This window comes from Azohydromonas lata, assembly GCF_034427735.1.
Classification (GTDB): Bacteria; Pseudomonadota; Gammaproteobacteria; order Burkholderiales; family Burkholderiaceae_C; genus Azohydromonas; species Azohydromonas lata.
The window spans coordinates 18,581-31,605 of the sequence record NZ_JAXOJX010000026.1 but is presented as its reverse complement, the minus strand read 5'-3'; the positions used below and the strand labels follow the sequence as shown (position 1 = coordinate 31,605).

The 13,025-nt window shown below is 69.7% G+C and carries 14 protein-coding genes; 7 read left to right on the top strand and 7 right to left on the bottom strand.

All coding sequences use genetic code 11. The features are described from left to right. Nucleotides 1-20: 20 nt before the first annotated feature. Nucleotides 21-932 (bottom strand): 4-hydroxybenzoate octaprenyltransferase, encoded by a 912-nt coding sequence (gene ubiA / locus SM757_RS16290; RefSeq protein ID WP_322466295.1) that lies wholly within the window; start codon nt 930-932, stop codon nt 21-23. Nucleotides 933-1,062: 130 nt separating this feature from the next. Between ubiA and SM757_RS16285 the strand changes: the two genes are divergently transcribed. Continuing rightward, a complete protein-coding gene (locus tag SM757_RS16285; RefSeq protein ID WP_322466294.1) occupies nt 1,063-1,503 on the top strand; it encodes a hypothetical protein in 441 nt (146 codons plus the stop codon). A gap of 15 nt (nt 1,504-1,518) precedes the next feature. On the opposite strand, the gene SM757_RS16280 is transcribed toward SM757_RS16285, so the two are convergent. From SM757_RS16280 to SM757_RS16265, 4 genes are all read right to left on the bottom strand, one after another. Continuing rightward, nucleotides 1,519-3,147: a peptide chain release factor 3 gene (locus SM757_RS16280; RefSeq protein WP_322466293.1), complete on the bottom strand. Its 1,629-nt coding sequence runs from the start codon at nt 3,145-3,147 to the stop codon at nt 1,519-1,521. 158 nt (nt 3,148-3,305) lie between these two features. After that, on the bottom strand, nt 3,306-3,785 hold the full coding sequence (locus SM757_RS16275; RefSeq protein WP_066337895.1) for a Dps family protein: 480 nt from the start codon (nt 3,783-3,785) through the stop codon (nt 3,306-3,308). An 82-nt stretch (nt 3,786-3,867) separates the two neighbouring features. Further along, the gene (locus SM757_RS16270) at nt 3,868-4,002 is read right to left on the bottom strand and encodes a hypothetical protein (protein ID WP_322466292.1); all 135 of its coding nucleotides are present in this window, start codon (nt 4,000-4,002) and stop codon (nt 3,868-3,870) included. Nucleotides 4,003-4,148: 146 nt separating this feature from the next. After that, the gene (locus SM757_RS16265; RefSeq protein ID WP_066337893.1) at nt 4,149-5,072 is read right to left on the bottom strand and encodes a LysR substrate-binding domain-containing protein; all 924 of its coding nucleotides are present in this window, start codon (nt 5,070-5,072) and stop codon (nt 4,149-4,151) included. A gap of 66 nt (nt 5,073-5,138) precedes the next feature. Between SM757_RS16265 and panB the strand changes: the two genes are divergently transcribed. From panB to SM757_RS16250, 3 genes are read left to right on the top strand one after another with little or no spacing between them, the layout of a single operon-like run. Next, on the top strand, nt 5,139-5,942 hold the full coding sequence (gene panB, locus SM757_RS16260) for a 3-methyl-2-oxobutanoate hydroxymethyltransferase (RefSeq protein ID WP_066337892.1): 804 nt from the start codon (nt 5,139-5,141) through the stop codon (nt 5,940-5,942). Between the two features lie 27 nt (nt 5,943-5,969). Continuing rightward, a complete protein-coding gene (panC, locus tag SM757_RS16255) occupies nt 5,970-6,797 on the top strand; it encodes a pantoate--beta-alanine ligase (RefSeq protein WP_066337890.1) in 828 nt (275 codons plus the stop codon). Between the two features lie 4 nt (nt 6,798-6,801). Beyond that, a complete protein-coding gene (locus tag SM757_RS16250; RefSeq protein WP_066337889.1) occupies nt 6,802-7,182 on the top strand; it encodes an antibiotic biosynthesis monooxygenase family protein in 381 nt (126 codons plus the stop codon). A gap of 31 nt (nt 7,183-7,213) precedes the next feature. Here SM757_RS16250 and recG read toward each other — a convergent pair whose 3' ends face one another. Then, nucleotides 7,214-9,292, bottom strand: a complete 2,079-nt coding sequence (recG, locus tag SM757_RS16245; RefSeq protein ID WP_322466291.1) for an ATP-dependent DNA helicase RecG — start codon at nt 9,290-9,292, stop codon at nt 7,214-7,216. A gap of 68 nt (nt 9,293-9,360) precedes the next feature. Here recG and queA point away from each other — a divergent pair, with 68 nt between their 5' ends. The 3 genes from queA to tgt all read left to right on the top strand — a co-directional run bounded on the left by queA (nt 9,361) and on the right by tgt (nt 12,306). Beyond that, nucleotides 9,361-10,407: a tRNA preQ1(34) S-adenosylmethionine ribosyltransferase-isomerase QueA gene (queA, locus tag SM757_RS16240; RefSeq protein ID WP_066337886.1), complete on the top strand. Its 1,047-nt coding sequence runs from the start codon at nt 9,361-9,363 to the stop codon at nt 10,405-10,407. A 223-nt stretch (nt 10,408-10,630) separates the two neighbouring features. Then, entirely contained in the window at nt 10,631-11,020 is a 390-nt protein-coding gene (locus tag SM757_RS16235) for a c-type cytochrome (protein WP_066337885.1), read from the top strand. Between the two features lie 158 nt (nt 11,021-11,178). Continuing rightward, nucleotides 11,179-12,306: a tRNA guanosine(34) transglycosylase Tgt gene (gene tgt, locus SM757_RS16230; protein ID WP_066337884.1), complete on the top strand. Its 1,128-nt coding sequence runs from the start codon at nt 11,179-11,181 to the stop codon at nt 12,304-12,306. Between the two features lie 40 nt (nt 12,307-12,346). Here tgt and SM757_RS16225 read toward each other — a convergent pair whose 3' ends face one another. Continuing rightward, on the bottom strand, nt 12,347-13,024 hold the full coding sequence (locus SM757_RS16225; protein ID WP_322466290.1) for a CAAX prenyl protease-related protein: 678 nt from the start codon (nt 13,022-13,024) through the stop codon (nt 12,347-12,349). Nucleotide 13,025 lies beyond the last annotated feature (1 nt).

Genomic DNA, 13,025 nt, shown 5'->3' with positions numbered 1-13,025 from the left:
GGACGCGTGGGCGCGGCTTTTCAGCGCAGCGCCAAATCCACCACCGTCCCGGCAAACACTGCGAACCCCAGCCAGTGGTTGATCCGGAAGGCTTTGAAGCAGCCTTCACGCGTGCGGTGGCGGATCAGGCCCCAGTGCCAGGCCACCTGCGCCAGCGCGGCGGCGATACCGGCCAGGAACCAGGCCCCCAGGCCGAGATACAGGCCGATGGCGGCCCAGCTCGCCAGGTGCAGCAGGTAAAAGGCCGTCACGCCGATCACGTCGAAACGGCCCAGCGTCAGCGCCGAGGTCTTGATGCCGATGCGGATGTCGTCGTCGCGGTCCACCATGGCGTACTCGGTGTCGTAGGCCAGCACCCAGAACAGGTTCGAGATCAGCAGCGCCCAAGCGTGCCAGGGCACGGCGTCGGCGATGGCGGCCAAGTGCCAGTCGCTGCCGCCCAGCACTGCCGAGAAGGCCATGGGAATGCCGAAGCTGAATGCCACGCCCAGCACCGCCTGCGGCATGGACACCAGCCGCTTGGCCCACGGGTAGGCAATGGCGATGGCCAGGGCCGGGAAGGACAGCGCGATGGTGGGCGCGTTGGTGGTGAGCACCAGGAAGAACGCCAGCAGGGCCAGCGCCGCGCCCACCAGCAGCGCCTCGCGCGTGCCCATGGCGCCGCGGGTGATGGGTCGCTGCGCCGTGCGTTTCACATGGCGGTCGAATTCCTGGTCGGCCACGTCGTTGACGCAGCAGCCGGCGCTGCGCATGAGGATGGTGCCCAGGACGAACACCGCCAGCAGGTGCCAGCCGGGAAAGCCGTCGGCCGCCATCCACAGCGCCGAGAGCGTGGGCCACAGCAGCAGCAGCCAGCCGGCCGGGCGGTTCCAGCGAATCAGGTCCAGGTACAGCGTGAGGCGGGAAGGGGTGGGAACGGCATGCGTGCTCATGGCGGCGGATTTTCGCGCGGCCGCCGCAGGGAACTCCGGCGCACGGGGCTTGCTCCACGGCGGGTGTGCCCCGGTGAGCCCAGGCCGCGCACGGGGGCCTTTTATCCCTCACACCTCAAGGAGAGCCGCCATGTCCCTCAATGCCCGCGACATCGACAGCCCCCAGGCCATGGCCCGGCTGATCGCCCTGCTGATCGTGGCCGACACCAAGCTGGACCCGCGCGAGCTGGCCATGCTGGATGAGCTGGACGCCTTTGGCCGGCTGGGCCTGGAGCGCGCCGAGTTCATGCGCGTGGCCAGCGACTTGTGCGAAGAGTTGGGCGAGCGGCTGCAGGCGCGGCCGTGGCTGTCGCTGTCGGAGCAGGCGCTCATAGAAGCCGAGCTGCAGGCCGTGCGCGACCCGGCCAAGCGGCTGCTGGTGGCGCGGCTCGGGGCGGCTGCCATCACCGCCGACGGCCGCGTGCAGGAGAGCGAGCGCGTGCTGTTCGACTACCTGCTGCTGCGCTGGGGCCTGACGCGCGCGGACGTGAGCCAGGCGATCCGGGAGGACAGGCCCCAGGCGGAGCGCTGAGTCCGCCCAAGCGCCTCACGCATCCAGCCGCTGCTGGAACATCAGGCCCGCGTGCTCGCGCAGCGCGTGGAACCTGATCTTGGGCCAGTTGTCCTGCATGGCGCGCAGCTCGCCGGCGTATTCCAACAGCACGCAGGGCGCGTCCACGGCATCGAACGCCACGCGGTGGGCGTTGTGGTCTATGAAGCGCTGCAGTTCCTTGGCGCCGCCGTTCTCATCCGGGCAGGTCACCCAGCGCGCCACGTTGTAGCGCACGGGCTGTATGCGGGCGCGCACGCCGTATTCGTGCTCCAGGCGGTGCGCCACCACTTCAAACTGAAGCTGGCCCACGGCGCCCAGCAGCAGCACGGAGCCGGCCGCGGGGCGGAAGACCTGGATCGCGCCTTCCTCGCCCAACTGCGTCAGGCCCGCGCGCAACTGCTTGGTCTTGAGCGGGTCGGCCACTTCCACCGCGCGGAACATTTCCGGCGCGAAGAAGGGCAGGCCCGTGTACTGCAGCGCCTCGCCCTCGGTGATGGTGTCGCCCAACTGCAGCACGCCGTGGTTGGGGATGCCGATGATGTCGCCGGCGAAGGCCTCGTCCAGCAGCTCGCGGCGCTGCGAAAGAAAACTCACCACCGAGTTGGGCCGCAGCTCCTTGCCGGAGCGCACGACTTTCAAACGCATGCCGCGCTCGAAGTGGCCGCTGGCCACGCGCAGGAAGGCGATGCGGTCGCGGTGCGCCGGGTCCATGTTGGCCTGGATCTTGAACACCACGCCCGTGAACTTGGGCTCCTCGGGCTGCACCTCGCGCTGTATGGCCATGCGCGAGCCCGGCGCGGGGGCCAGCTCCACCAGGGCGTCCAGCACTTCCTTGACGCCGAAGTTGTTGATGGCCGAGCCGAAGAACATGGGCGTCTGGCGGCCGGCGAGGAATTCGGCCTCGTCGAAGGACGGCGCGGCCTCCTGGACCAGCTCGATCTCGCCCTCGGCCTGCTCGTAGGACATGCCGAAGCGCTGCGCCAGCGCCGGGTTGTGCACGCCGTCGATGATCTCGTCGTCGTCGTGGTGGCGGTCCTCGCCGGGGGAGAACACGCGCATCTGGTCGCGGCGCAGGTCCAGCACGCCGCCGAAATGCTTGGCCATGCCCACGGGCCACGTGAAGGGCACCACCGACATGCCCAGCTCGCGCTCGATCTCGTCCAGCAGCGCCAGCGGCTCCTGCACCTCGCGGTCCATCTTGTTGACGAAGGTGAGGATGGGCGTGTTGCGCGCGCGGCAGACCTGCAGCAGGCGCCGGGTCTGCGGTTCCACGCCGTTGGCGGCGTCGATGACCATCAGCGCCGCATCCACGGCGGTCAGCACCCGGTAGGTGTCTTCCGAGAAGTCCTGGTGGCCCGGGGTGTCGAGCAGGTTGATCACGCAGTCGCGGTACTCCATCTGCATGACCGAGGAGGCCACCGAGATGCCGCGCTGCTTTTCGATCTCCATCCAGTCCGAGGTGGCGTGGCGGCTGGCCTTGCGCGCCTTGACCGAGCCGGCGATCTGGATGGCGCCCGAGAACAGCAGCAGCTTCTCGGTGAGCGTGGTCTTGCCCGCGTCGGGGTGGGAAATGATGGCGAAGGTGCGGCGGCGGCGCACCTGGGAAAGCAGATCGGCGGACATGCGGCTCGCGGCCGCAAACCCGACCGCCCGTGTGAAGGAAAACCCTCAATTATCGGTGTTGGCGCCGGGTCTTGGCCGCAAGCGGTCATTGCCGGCGCCGCCGCGCCGTGCAGGGCTGCCGCCCCGGGCGGGGCGGCCCAGGGCCGTTCAGCCCGGAATCACTCTTCCAGCAGCGAGCGCAGCATCCAGGCGGTCTGCTCGTGGATGGTCAGGCGCTGGGTGAGCAGGTCGGCCGTGGGCTCGTCGCCGGCCTCGTCGGCGATGGGGAAGAGCTCGCGCGCGGTGCGGGCCACGGTCTCGTGGCCTTCCACCAGTTGCCGCACCATCTCCAGCGCCTTGGGCGGCTGCGCCGGGGCGTCGGCCACCGTGGCGGCCTGGCCGAACTGCGCGTAGGAGCCCTGGGCCGTGTGGCCCAGGGCGCGGATGCGCTCGGCAATCGGGTCCACCGCGTTCCACAGCTCCGTGTACTGCGTCATGAACATGGTGTGCAGCGTGTTGAACATCGGCCCTGTGACGTTCCAGTGGAAGTTGTGCGTCTTCAGGTAGAGCGTGAAGGTGTCGGCCAGCAGCTTGTTCAAGCCGCCGGCGATGGCGGCGCGGTGCTCTTCACTGATGCCGATATTGATGGGCGAGGGCATGTGCTTCTCCTGGTGGCGTTGTGCGAGACGGCGAGGGATGCCGCAGCGGCCAGACCTTGTGGCAGACCCGCGGCGGAAAAATTCAGAAGCCGCGCGTGAGCAAAGGCAGTGCCTGCGACAAGCCGTGCAGCGCGCCGGCCACGAGGACCGTCCAGCCGATGGCGCGGCGCAGGCGCTGTGCATCTTGGGCTTGCAGGGCGGTGGCGGCTCGTTGCATGGCGGTTCTCCTCGTTGGGCCTGGGTGTCGCGCCAGACTTTCAAGCGCGACGGCATGCGAAGAATGATAGTGCTGAACTATCATAAATGCCATTCAAATAGCCTAAAACGGCGATAGCTCTGCCATCGCCGGGCCGCCGCCGGCGCTCAGGCGCTCAGCCGCGTGACGCCGTCCAGCTCGCAGGCATAGACCGCGTTGCGCAGCGCGGCGATGGCTTCGTAGCGCGTGAACGTGCGGCGCCAGGCCAGGACCACGCGGCGCGAGGGCACCGGTGCCTGGAAGGGGACGTACTTCACCAGGTTGTTGGGCTCGCGCGGCACCGAGAGCGACGGCACCACGGTGATGCCCATGCCCGAGGCCACCATGTGCTTGATGGTCTCCAGCGAGCTGCCCTCGAAGCTCTTGCGGATGCCCTCGGTGTTGCTGGAGAAGCGGGCGAACTCGGGGCAGACCTCCAGCACGTGGTCGCGGAAGCAGTGGCCCGTGCCCAGCAGCAGCATGGTTTCCTGCTTGAGCTCCTCGGCGCTGATGGCCCGGCGCTCGGCCAGCGGGTGGCTTTTCGGGACGGCCACGACGAAGGGCTCGTCGTACAGCGGCGCCAGGGCCAGGCCCGTGTCGGGGAAGGGCTCGGCCATGATGGCGCAGTCCAGCTCGCCGGTGCGCAGCATCTCCAGCAGCTTGGCCGTGAAGTTCTCCTGCAGGATCAGCGGCATCTGGGGCGTTTGCGCGATGGCGTTGCGCACCAGCTCCGGCAGCAGGTAGGGGCCTATGGTGTAGATGATGCCCAGGCGCAGCGGGCCGCTGAGCGGGTCCTTGCCGCGGCGGGCGATTTCCTTGATGGCGGCGGCTTGTTCGATCACGGATTGGGCCTGGCGGACGATGTCCTCGCCCAACGGGGTGACGCTCACTTCGTTGCTGCCGCGCTCGAAGAGCTTCACGTCGAGCTCTTCCTCCAGCTTCTTGATGGCCACCGACAGCGTCGGCTGTGACACGAAGCAGGCCTCGGCGGCGCGGCCGAAATGTTTCTCCCGGGCCACGGCCACGATGTAACGCAGTTCGGTCAGGGTCATCCCGGGATTGTGCTCAAATCCCGGCCCGCCCGCGCGAGCCATGCGCCGGCATGGAGTGGAAACATCATGGACCGCAAGCCCCTGACCCTGCACCGTTTGCGCGAGCTGCACGCCGCCGGCGAGAAGCTCACGATGCTCACCTGCTACGACGCCGCCTTTGCCCAGGTGCTGGATGCCGCGGGCGTGGAGATGCTGCTGATCGGGGATTCGCTGGGCATGGTGCTGCAGGGCCAGCCCAGCACGCTGCCGGCGACGCTGGAGGAGATGGCCTACCACACGCGCTGCGTGGCGCGCGGCAACCGCACGGCGTGGGTCATCGCGGACCTGCCCTTTGGCAGCTACCACGAGGGCGAGGCGCAGGCCGTGCGTAGCGCCGTGGCGCTGATGCAGGCGGGTGCCCACATGGTCAAGCTCGAAGGCGGCGGCTGGACGGCGCCGCTGGTGCGCGCGCTGGTGGATCGCGGCATTCCGGTGTGCGCCCACCTGGGCCTGACGCCGCAAGCGGTGCACGCCCTGGGCGGCTGGCGCGTGCAGGGCCGCAGCGGCGAGGCGGCCGCCACGCTCAAGCGCCACGCGCGTGAGCTGGCCGAGGCGGGTGCGGCCATGGTGGTGCTGGAGCTCATGCCTTCCGAGCTGGCGCGCGAGATCACGCAGGCGCTGCCCATCCCGACGATAGGCATTGGCGCGGGCCCGGGCTGCAGCGGCCAGGTGCTGGTGCTGCACGACATGCTGGACATCACGCGCGGCAAGAAGCCGCGCTTCGTCCGCAATTTCATGGAAGGCGCGCCCAGCGTCGAGGCTGCCGTGCGCGACTACGTGCGCGAGGTGAAGGCGGGCCGTTTCCCGGACGACGCCCTGCACGGCTATTGACCAAAACAACGAGGAGAGGCTGAGAACATGCAAGTGCTGCACGGCATTGCCGAACTGCGCGCCGCGCTGGCCCAGGGGCCGCGCCCGGCGTTCGTCCCGACCATGGGCAACCTGCACGAGGGCCACTTGGCGCTGGTGCGGCAGGCCAAGGCCTCGGGGCGCCCGGTGGTGGCCAGCATCTTCGTCAACCGGCTGCAGTTCGGCCCCCACGAGGATTTCGACCGCTACCCCCGCACCCTGCAGGCCGACTGCGCGATGCTGGAGGCCGCGGGCTGCGACGTCGTGTTCGCGCCGGACGAGGCCGAGCTGTATCCCGAGCCGCAGGCCTTCAAGGTGCAGCCGCCGTCCGAGCTGGCCGACATCCTGGAAGGGCACTTCCGCCCCGGCTTCTTCACCGGCGTGTGCACGGTGGTGTTGAAGCTGTTCAACATCGTCCAGCCCGCGGCGGCCTACTTCGGCAAGAAGGACTACCAGCAGCAGCTCGTGATCAAGGCCCTGGTGCGGCAGATGGCGCTGCCGGTGGAGATCGTCGCCGGCGAGACCTGCCGCGCCGCCGACGGCCTGGCGCTGTCCTCGCGCAACGGCTACCTGAGCCCGGCCGAGCGCGCCGAGGCGGTGGAGCTGCACCGGCTGCTGGACTCCATGGCGCGCGCCGTGCGCGACAGCGGCAGCGACGCCCACACCCTGGAGCGCGAGGCCATGGCCGCGCTGCAGCGCCGCGGCTGGCAGCCCGACTACGTGGTCGTGCGCCGCCAGGCCGACCTGCTGGAGCCGCAAAGCCTGCAGGAGCCCATGGTGGTGCTGGCCGCGGCCAAGCTGGGCAAGACGCGGCTGATCGACAACGTGGAGATCTGACGCCATGGCGCCCGGCTCGCCCGGGGCCGCTGCGGCCCTCTACACCTCGACGTTCACCTTCGCCAAGGGCGAGTACGACGAGGAGTTCCACCGCCTGGACGCGGCCATCGCGCAGGCCGCGAAGTCCATTCCCGGCTACTTGGGCGAGGAGTCCTGGGAGAACGCGGCCACGGGGCAGCTTTGCAACGTGTACTACTGGAGCTCCCTGGAGGCGCTGCGCGCGCTGATGGAGCATCCCCGCCACCTGGAGGCCAAGGCCCGGCAGGGCCGCTGGCTGGCGGGCTACCAGGTGGTGGTGGCGCAGGTGCTGCACGCCTACGGCGACGGCAAGCTGGCGCACGCCATCGCGGGCGGTCCCGGCTGTCCGGGGCGGCCAGGGGCCTGAACGACGGTGCCGGCCCGGCGGGGCCGGGGGCTCACGCCTTCAGGAACTCCGCCTTGCTGCCCAGCCAGCGCGCCACGTGGGCCTGGGCCGCGTCGGGGAACTGGTCGAGCAGCTTGGGCGCCACGCGCCGCGCCCGCTCCAGCAGCGCCGCGTCCTGCACCAGGTCGGCGAAGCGCAACAAGGCGTCGCCGCTCTGGCGCGCGCCCATGAATTCACCGGGGCCGCGGATTTCCAGGTCGCGCCGGGCAATCTCGAACCCGTCCGTCGTTTCCGCCATGGCGCGCAGGCGCGACTTGCCCGTCTGCGACAGCGGCCCGGTGTAGACCAGCACGCACACGCTGGCCACCGCGCCGCGGCCCACGCGGCCGCGCAACTGGTGCAGTTGCGACAGGCCAAAACGCTCGGCGTGCTCGATCACCATCAGGCTGGCGTTGGGCACGTCCACGCCCACTTCGATCACCGTGGTGGCCACCAGCAACCCCATGGCGCCCGCCGAGAACGCCGCCATCACGGCCGCCTTGTCCGCCGCGGGCATGCGCCCGTGCAGCAGGCCCACCTTCACGCCGGGCAGGACGTCCTGCAGCTCGGCATGGGTTTCGGTGGCGTTGCGCAGGTCCAACGTCTCGCTTTCCTCGATGAGCGGCAGCACCCAGTAGGCCTGGCGGCCGTTGGCCACCTCGTCGGCGATGCGGGCGATCACCTCCTCGCGCCGCGTGTCGGCGAACACCTTGGTGACGATGGGCGAGCGGCCCGGCGGCAGCTCGTCGATGGTGCTCACGTCCAGGTCGGCGTAGTAGGTCATCGCGAGGGTTCGCGGGATGGGCGTGGCGCTCATCATCAGCAGGTGCGGCTCCAGCGCCTCCAGCGCGAGCTTCTTGCGCAGCTCCAGCCGCTGCGCCACGCCGAAGCGGTGCTGCTCGTCCACGATGGCCAGGCCCAGCCGGGCGAAATGCACGTCCTGCTGGATGACGGCGTGCGTGCCCACCACCAATTTCGCCTCGCCGCTGGCCACGCGCTCCAGCATCTGCTGGCGCTGTTTGCCCTTGCGGCTGCCGGTGAGCCAGGCGATGCCCACGCCCAAGGGCTCCAGCCACTGGATGAGCTTGCGGAAATGCTGCTCGGCCAGGATTTCGGTGGGCGCCATCAGCGCGCATTGCCAGCCGGCGTCCATGGCCACCGCCGCGGCCAGGGCGGCCACCACGGTCTTGCCGGAGCCCACATCGCCCTGCAGCAGGCGGTGCATGGGCTGGCTCAGCGCCAAGTCGGCGGCGATCTCGTCGACCACGCGCTGCTGCGCGCCGGTCAGGCCGAAGGGCAGTTGCCCCAGCAGTTGCTGGCGTAAACCGTCCTCGCGCGCCACGAGGGAGGGCGCCTGCAGCTTGGCGCGCTCGCGCTGCGCCTGCAGTTGGCTGATCTGCTGTGCCAGCAGCTCCTCGAATTTCAGCCGCTGCCAGGCCGGGTGGCTGTGGTCCTCCAGCGTGGCCATGCTCACGTCCGGCGGCGGGTGGTGCAGGAAGTCCAGCGCCTGGCGCAGCGTGGGCAGGCCCGCGGGCAGCACCTGCGGCGGCAGGATCTCGTTGAGCGGCGCGCGCGCCAGCCCCGACACCACGGCCTTGCGCAAATACGCCTGCGGCAGTTGCGCGCTGGCCGGGTAGACGGGCGTGAGCGAGGTGGCCAGCGGCGTGTCGGCCTCCACGGCGCGAAACACCGGGTGCACCATTTCGCGGCCGAAGAAGCCACCGCGCACCTCGCCGCGCACGCGCACGCGTGCGCCGGGCGCGAGCAGCTTCTGCTGCGTGGCGTAGAAGTGAATGAAGCGCAGCGTGAGCTCGCCGCTGGCGTCGGACATGCGCACCACCAGTTGGCGGCGCGGGTGCAGCTCCACTTGGGCGTGGCGGACGATGCCTTCGACCTGCACGTTGTCGCCCTCGCGGGCGCGGGCGATGGGGGTGATGCTGGTCTCGTCCTCGTAGCGCAGGGGCAGGTGCAGCGCCAGGTCGATGTCGCGCACCAGGCCCAGCTTGATCATGGCCTTGCCTGCCGGGCTGGCCGAACGCCCAGACGGCGCAGGGCGTTGCGGCAAAGGAACGGACTCGGCGGTGACTGGCATGGAACAATTCTGCCTTCTCCCATTCCATGCTCATTCCACGCCTCTCCCAGGCCGGTACAGCCTGTGCCATGACGACCTACACCCTCAGCGATTTCGATTTCTTCCTGCCCCCCGAGCTCATCGCCCAGCATCCGGCGGCCGAGCGCAGTGGTTCCCGGCTGCTCGACGGCCGCGGCCCGCTGCCGGTGGATCGCGGCTTTCGCGAGCTGCCCTCGCTGCTGATGCCCGGCGACCTGCTGGTGTTCAACGACACGCGCGTGATCAAGGCGCGGCTGTACGGCGAGAAGTCCACCGGCGGCGCGGTGGAGGCGCTCGTGGAGCGGCTGCTTCCCGACAACGAGGTGTTGGCCCACCTGCGCGCCAGCAAGTCGCCCAAGCCGGGCAGCGTGGTGCGCTTTGGCGACGACCTGGCCCAGGGCTTCGAGGCCCAGGTGCTGGGCCGCGGCGGGGTGGACGGATCGCTCTTTCACCTGCGCTTCCCCGGCGACCCGCTCACCCTGCTGGAGCGCCACGGCCACGTGCCTCTGCCGCCCTACATCACCGAGGCCGACGAGGCGCAGGCCACCCAGCGCTACCAGACCGTGTTCGCCGCGCGCCCGGGCGCCGTGGCCGCGCCCACGGCCTCGCTGCACTTCGACGAATCCGTGCTCGCCGCCTTGAAAGCCCGTGGCGTGCGCAGCGCCAGCGTCACGCTGCACGTGGGCGCGGGCACCTTCCAGCCCGTGCGCAGCGAGAACCTGGCCGAGCACCGCATGCACAGCGAGTGGTTCGAGGTCAGCGAGGCGACGGTGGCCGCCATTCGCGAAACGCGGGCCGCGGGCGGGCGCGTGATCTCGGCGGGCACCACCACGCTGCGCGCGCTGGAGTCCGCGGCCGTCGGCGGCCAGTTGCAGGCCGGCGCGCGCGAGACCGACATCTTCATCACCCCGGGTTTCGAGTTCCGCGTGGTGGACCTGCTGGTCACGAATTTCCATTTGCCCAAGAGCACGCTGCTCATGCTCATCAGCGCCTTCAGCGGCCATGAGCATGTGCGGGCGCTCTACCGCCACGCGGTGGAGGCGCGCTACCGCTTCTTCAGCTACGGCGACGCCATGGTGCTGCAGCGCCGGCGCTGAAAATACGGCACCGCGGCCGGAGGCGCGGGGCGGGCCGCGGCTTGACGTCAAGGCCCCTTGCCCGGTTTTTGCATGCTGCTCCGGCCTGGAGCAGCCCTGTTGCAGGGGTCACGCTGCGGTTGCTCCAGCCTGGCAAAAGCGCCAGCGACATTGATGTCAGTCAAATTGCCGCCTCTTGCGCCGCGTACCGTGTGGCCATTCAACACCGCAAGAGGGGTAAACCATGAACAAGCAAGCTTTGTGTCTGCTGGCCGGTCTGGCCGTGGCTTCGACCGCCGCCCTGGCCGCCGACAAGAAGGACGACGCCATGGTGGCGCTGGCCACCAAGAGCGGCTGCATGACCTGCCACCACATCGAGCCCGGTGCCAGCGGCCCGGACGGCATGGCCCCCATCGGCCCGGCCTGGAAGGACGTGTCGGCCAAGTACAAGGGCGTCAAGGGCGCCGAGGAGCAGCTGACCAAGACCGTGCTCAACGGCTCCAACCCCTACGAGAGCCACTGGAAGGGCAAGGTCTCCGGCCTGGCCATGCCGCCCAACCACGTCGCTATCAAGGAAGCCGACGCCAAGCAATTGGTGAAGTGGATCCTGGCCCTGGACACCGCCAAGAAGTAAGGCCGCGCCGGATGGCGCCCGGCCGCTGGTCGGCCTGAGCCGCGATCCGCCGCTTTCGCTTGAACCGCCGCCCCGCGCGTGCCCAAGTGCACGCCGGGGCGGCGGCGTTTGAGGCCCCAGACACCGGCCGGGTGGCGGGGGTTTGGGACAATTCCCGCATGTTGAAATTCGAACTGCTCAAGACCGACGGCCGCGCGCGCCGCGGCCGCCTCACGCTCAACCACGGCGTGGTGGAGACGCCCATCTTCATGCCCGTGGGCACCTACGGCACCGTCAAGGGCGTGCTGCCGGCCTCGCTGGAGGAAATGGGCGCCCAAATCATCCTGGGCAACACGTTTCACCTGTGGATGCGCCCGGGCCTGGACGTGGTCAAGCAGTTTGGCGGGCTGCACCGCTTCGAGGCCTGGAACAAGCCCATCCTGACCGACAGCGGCGGCTTCCAGGTGTGGAGCTTGGGCGAGATGCGCAAGATCAGCGAGGAGGGCGTGAAGTTCGCCTCGCCGGTCAACGGCGACAAGCTGTTCCTGACGCCGGAAGTCAGCATGCAGATCCAGACGGTGCTGAATTCGGACATCGTCATGCAGTTCGACGAGTGCACGCCCTACGAGACCAAGGGCCACCTCACGACGGAGGCGGAGGCCAAGTCGTCCATGGAGCTGAGCCTGCGTTGGGCGCGGCGCTGCCTCACCGAATTCCAACGGCTGGAGAATCCCAACGCGCTGTTCGGCATCGTGCAGGGCGGCATGTTCGAGCAGCTGCGCGAGGCGTCGCTGGCCTCGCTGCTGGAGCTGGACTTGCCCGGCTACGCCATTGGCGGCGTGAGCGTGGGCGAGCCCAAGGCGGAGATGCAGCGCATCGTGGCGCACACGCCGCACCGGCTGCCGCAGCACAAGCCGCGCTACCTGATGGGGGTGGGAACGCCCGAGGACCTGGTGGACGGCGTGCTCAACGGCGTGGACATGTTCGACTGCGTGATGCCCACCCGCAACGCGCGCAACGGCCATCTCTTCACGCGCTTCGGCGATTTGAAGATCCGCAACGCCCGCCACCGCAGCGACGAGCGCCCGCTGGACGAGACCTGCAGCTGCCACACCTGCCGCCATTTCAGCCGTGCCTACCTGCACCACCTGGACCGCTGCGGCGAGATGCTGGGCCCCATGCTCACCAGCATCCACAACCTGCACTACTACCTGAACCTGATGAGCGAGATCCGCGCCTCGCTGGACGCGGGCACGTTCGAGCAGTTCCGCGCGCAGTTCGCCGCGGATCGCGCGCGCGGGGTCTGACCCGGGCGGGCCGCCGCAGCGGCGGCCCGCTGAGGGGCGCTCACCAGAACTGCCAGTTCCCCGTCGCCACCACCCAGGCTCCCAGCGCGCCGTTGGTCACGGCATGGGCGATGACGGCGTTCCACAGCCGCCCGGTGCGCATGTACAGCAGCGCGTAGGCCAGGCCCGCGACGATGGCCGCCAGCCACAGCGTGTGGGCCAGCATGAAAAGGGCCGTGGAGATCGCCACCGCCCGCAGCGCCACGCGGCGCGGGTCCACGGTTTCAAAAGCCGGCTGCTCCAGCCAGCGCATGAGGAAACCGCGCCAGAAAAGCTCCTCCATCACCGGCACCAGCAACGCCGCGCCGGTCCAACGCACGGCGATCAGCGGCCAGTCCGGCTGCCCGGTGGCATCCAGTGGGACGAAGGCGGCGGTGGGCTCGCCGATCTGCATCCACGGCGCGTCCAGGTGAATCCACAGCACCATCACCAGCAGGCCCACGGCCACGGACAGCAGCGCCTCGCGCGCGGACGGACGCTCGCGCAGTTCCGCGTACTCGCGCCGCCAGGCCCACAGCAGGCCGCCCACCAGCACGAGGTTGAGCGCGTACAGCCAGGGCGCGTGCGGCCAGCCGTGGTCGGCCGCGGCGCCGCGCAGCGCCAGCAGCAGCATGAAGAGGGCGAAGGGCGCGCAGCGGACGAGCGCGGCGCGCCGGGGCATCCAGGCGACGGTATTCATA

What these genes read in the sequence shown, in the direction of transcription:
- SM757_RS16270 (WP_322466292.1), bottom strand. Translation starts at nt 4,002, where the DNA reads ATGCAACGAGCCGCCACCGCCCTGCAAGCCCAAGATGCACAGCGCCTG.
- SM757_RS16250 (WP_066337889.1), top strand. Translation starts at nt 6,802, where the DNA reads ATGGCGCCCGGCTCGCCCGGGGCCGCTGCGGCCCTCTACACCTCGACG.
- SM757_RS16235 (WP_066337885.1), top strand. Translation starts at nt 10,631, where the DNA reads ATGAACAAGCAAGCTTTGTGTCTGCTGGCCGGTCTGGCCGTGGCTTCG.
- SM757_RS16285 (WP_322466294.1), top strand. Translation starts at nt 1,063, where the DNA reads ATGTCCCTCAATGCCCGCGACATCGACAGCCCCCAGGCCATGGCCCGG.
- SM757_RS16275 (WP_066337895.1), bottom strand. Translation starts at nt 3,785, where the DNA reads ATGCCCTCGCCCATCAATATCGGCATCAGTGAAGAGCACCGCGCCGCC.
- queA (WP_066337886.1), top strand. Translation starts at nt 9,361, where the DNA reads ATGACGACCTACACCCTCAGCGATTTCGATTTCTTCCTGCCCCCCGAG.
- ubiA (WP_322466295.1), bottom strand. Translation starts at nt 932, where the DNA reads ATGAGCACGCATGCCGTTCCCACCCCTTCCCGCCTCACGCTGTACCTG.
- panB (WP_066337892.1), top strand. Translation starts at nt 5,139, where the DNA reads ATGGACCGCAAGCCCCTGACCCTGCACCGTTTGCGCGAGCTGCACGCC.
- SM757_RS16225 (WP_322466290.1), bottom strand. Translation starts at nt 13,024, where the DNA reads ATGAATACCGTCGCCTGGATGCCCCGGCGCGCCGCGCTCGTCCGCTGC.
- recG (WP_322466291.1), bottom strand. Translation starts at nt 9,292, where the DNA reads ATGCCAGTCACCGCCGAGTCCGTTCCTTTGCCGCAACGCCCTGCGCCG.
- SM757_RS16280 (WP_322466293.1), bottom strand. Translation starts at nt 3,147, where the DNA reads ATGTCCGCCGATCTGCTTTCCCAGGTGCGCCGCCGCCGCACCTTCGCC.
- tgt (WP_066337884.1), top strand. Translation starts at nt 11,179, where the DNA reads ATGTTGAAATTCGAACTGCTCAAGACCGACGGCCGCGCGCGCCGCGGC.
- panC (WP_066337890.1), top strand. Translation starts at nt 5,970, where the DNA reads ATGCAAGTGCTGCACGGCATTGCCGAACTGCGCGCCGCGCTGGCCCAG.
- SM757_RS16265 (WP_066337893.1), bottom strand. Translation starts at nt 5,072, where the DNA reads ATGACCCTGACCGAACTGCGTTACATCGTGGCCGTGGCCCGGGAGAAA.